The organism is Arsenophonus sp. ENCA (assembly GCF_002287155.1).
Lineage (GTDB): Bacteria > Pseudomonadota > Gammaproteobacteria > Enterobacterales > Enterobacteriaceae > Arsenophonus > Arsenophonus nilaparvatae.
In genome coordinates this window covers 1-2790 of record NZ_NHNG01000708.1, presented here as the reverse complement: position 1 = coordinate 2790, position 2790 = coordinate 1, and the positions used below count along the sequence as shown (strand labels likewise).

Sequence of the window (2790 nt, the reverse complement as noted above, 5' to 3'; positions counted from 1 at the left end):
CATAAACGATTATCTCGTAACAGCCGCTCTTTGTTGATCATTTCAAACCTTTATTCTCTAAGTTAAACCTCTTTTTATTCTCAATAGCGTGACAAAAAATGCAAGTCTCTATTCAGCAACTAGTTTATAATCTCTTATAGATGTTTAAGTAAGCGTTTTTTGGCATTTAAGTGTCTATATAGGAATCTTATTTAATAATTTAGATCTATTTAGGAACCTTGTCAAATGAATCTAGGAAAAAAAATAAAATTATTGAGAATGTATGAAGGCTTAACTCAAAAAGAATTCTGCGAACTTATTGATTTGCCGATAAATACATTAAAAAAATATGAAGGTGGCCATTTCGAACCAGGTGGTAATGCTTTAGCAAACATAGTTAAGCATCCACGTTTTGATAAATATTTGATGTGGCTTATGACAAATAGAACAAATGAAAAAATAGGACAAATAAGTCCGATTCTCTCCCCTGGTGGTCTCGAAATAACAACATCAGGCCACTCAGACCAGAAAACTGGTTAGATCTACATTTTTTATTTCTTGACTGGATAGATAGTCAAGCATTATGCAACATCGGAGGGCTTTCTTATGCCTATTAAGAAGCTCGATGATGGTCGATATTTTGTGGACATTAGACCCCTTGGACGGCAAGGAAACCGGATAAGGAAAAAATTTAATAAGAAATCTGAAGCAATTGCCTTTGTTCGATATACACAATCTCATGCAGAAAGCATAGGTACAAAAAAGGATCGTCGAACTTTAAGTGAATTACTGGAATTATGGTGGCTTTACTATGGTTCAACTTTAAAAAATGGCCAAATTGAATTGAGGCAACTTAAGAAAACTATTTCATCATTAGATAATCCACCTATTAATAGGTTGAATAAAAGAATTTTGCTAGAGCACCGAACACAAAGATTAATGAATGATGTCAGTCCTTCAACAATAAATAGGGACATGTACCGTTTGTCAGGCATGTTAACAGCATTACAGAAATTAGAAATGTTTGTAGGTGATAATCCAATAAAAGGTTTACCGCCGTTGAAGGAAAAACAACCTGAAATGACTTTTTTATCACAGAGTGAGATTAGAAATTTACTTAATGTCTTATTAAATGATGAAAAACGGCTAGCGTTACTTTGTATCAGCACTGGAGCAAGATGGAGTGAAGCTGCAACATTAAAAAGTGAACAAGTTATGAATGGACGTGTTACTTTCTTGCAAACAAAAAATGTAAAGCAAAGAACAGTGCCTATATCAAATGAGCTAGAAAAGTTTATTAAGACGAAAGAGTCAGGCTTGTTGTTTGAAGTTGATTATCAAAATTTTAAAGTAAAGCTTAAAATCATAAAACCTGATTTACCAGACGGGTGCGTATTACCATGAAGAAGATCACTTATTAACATCGATGGAGATCGCTTTATGTCATTATCACAGAACCATTTTTTAAATTAACTGTATTAGTCTTAACTTAATCTGACAATTCTGATTTAAAAAAGAAAGTTACCGGTTTTAATTAACATCATTAGATAATTAAATAAAAGGTAATTTTATGTATCAAACAAATAATCCTATCATCAAACACAAAGTCGGCTTACTTAACCTTGCTGAAGAGCTTCGTAACGTATCAAAAGCCTGTAAGATTATGGGAGTATCCCGAGATACTTTTTATCGCTATCAGGAACTTGTTGATGATGGTGGGATAGATGCTTTAATTAATCAAAATCGACGGGTACCTAACATAAAAAACAGAGTAGATGAACAGATTGAAAGCGCGGTGGTTCAATATGCGATTAAATACCCTGCCCACGGACAACATCGTAGTAGTAATGAACTAAGAAAAAAAGGCATTTTTGTTTCTGGTAGTGGTGTTCGTTCTATTTGGTTACGTCATAATCTCGAAAATTTCACAAAACGCTTAAAAGCGCTTGAAGATAAAATAGCGACAGAAGGGATTATGCTGTCTGAATCACAAATCAGCGCCTTGGAAAAGAAAGCGCAGGATGATGAGGCTAGTGGTGAGATTGAAACGGCACATCCGGGTTATCTAGGGTCACAGGATACTTTCTATGTCGGTCATTTAAAAGGCGTTGGTCGTGTTTATCAACAGACTTATATTGATACTTACAGTAAAGTGGTTCACTGTAAGCTTTACACAACGAAAAGCTCAATAACGGCGGCGGATTTATTAAATGATAAGGTTCTGCCTTTTTATACGCAACATGGGTTACCGATATTACGTATATTGACAGATAGAGGCAGTGAGTATTGTGGTAAAGTTGAACATCACGATTATCAACTTTATTTGGCTATCAACGATATTGATCACACAAAAACCAAAGCCCGCTCCCCTCAAACTAATGGGATTTGTGAACGCTTTCATAAAACCGTATTACAAGAGTTCTATCAGGTGGCTTTTCGTAAGAAAATCTATGGGACTTTAGATGAATTACAATATGATTTAGACAAATGGTTAGAGCAATATAATAACCAGCGTACTCATCAAGGAAAAATGTGTTGTGGTCGTACCCCTTTGGCAACTTTACAGGATGGAAAACAACTTTGGAGAGAGAAAGATTTAAATCAGATTTAAACTGACAGATACTGTATAAATAACCGGTAACTGTCAGATCAAGTCTAAGCTACTACACATTATCACAGAACCATTTTTTAAATTAACTTCACTGATCTCCATCAGTCAATAGCGTTTGTATTTTTCGCATTGATTCTCCTTTTAGCTCTAATTTGATGCTGCCATGAACCAGCCGATCTAAGATTGCATCTGCATGGGTT

Annotated in this window: 4 protein-coding genes; 3 read left to right on the top strand and 1 reads right to left on the bottom strand. The window is 34.8% G+C overall.

What is annotated here, in order from left to right:
• Positions 1-225 precede the first annotated feature (225 nt).
• The 3 genes from CBG25_RS18560 to CBG25_RS18550 all read left to right on the top strand — a co-directional run bounded on the left by CBG25_RS18560 (position 226) and on the right by CBG25_RS18550 (position 2590).
• The gene (locus CBG25_RS18560; RefSeq protein WP_290608513.1) at positions 226-519 is read left to right on the top strand and encodes a helix-turn-helix transcriptional regulator; all 294 of its coding nucleotides are present in this window, start codon (positions 226-228) and stop codon (positions 517-519) included.
• A 66-nt stretch (positions 520-585) separates the two neighbouring features.
• Complete coding sequence (locus CBG25_RS18555; RefSeq protein ID WP_290608511.1) at positions 586-1383, top strand: tyrosine-type recombinase/integrase; 798 nt, start codon at positions 586-588, stop codon at positions 1381-1383.
• A gap of 166 nt (positions 1384-1549) precedes the next feature.
• Entirely contained in the window at positions 1550-2590 is a 1041-nt protein-coding gene (locus CBG25_RS18550; protein ID WP_290608509.1) for an IS481 family transposase, read from the top strand.
• A gap of 88 nt (positions 2591-2678) precedes the next feature.
• On the opposite strand, the gene CBG25_RS18545 is transcribed toward CBG25_RS18550, so the two are convergent.
• Positions 2679-2790: ATP-binding protein (locus tag CBG25_RS18545; protein ID WP_290603782.1), on the bottom strand; the 112-nt coding region annotated here is incomplete at its 5' end.